General features: G+C 62.3%; 1 pseudogene. It reads right to left on the bottom strand.

Features of this window, described 5'->3' with window-relative positions:
* Positions 1-75: 75 nt before the first annotated feature.
* Positions 76-332: pseudogene (locus SY1_RS00575) on the bottom strand (Rpn family recombination-promoting nuclease/putative transposase); the annotation flags it as partial.

Here is a 332-nt window from a genome sequence, read left to right on the forward strand (position 1 = left end):
ACAACCCCTCAGTCTCACCCCTCCGGGGCTCGACAGCCCCCCTTTCAGGGGGGCCTGAAAAACCGGGGCCAACGATCAGTTGTCCATCCCCCGACGCAGCGCCTCGACCTCACTAAGGGATAGCCCCGTCGCCTGGGATATCTGCTCCGACGTGAAACTCATGCCCAGCATCCGCCGCGCCGTGGAGGTGATACCCTCATTGCGTCCCTCATTGCGTCCCAGCTTAATGCCTCTGGCCTCGCCTCTGGCCTCGCCCAACTGAATACCTCTGGCCTCAACCTTGTCCAAAACGCTCAACATCGTGACCGCCTCCCCCTTCCTGAACTCGCCCT

The organism is Fretibacterium fastidiosum, assembly GCF_000210715.1.
Lineage (GTDB): Bacteria > Synergistota > Synergistia > Synergistales > Aminobacteriaceae > Fretibacterium > Fretibacterium fastidiosum.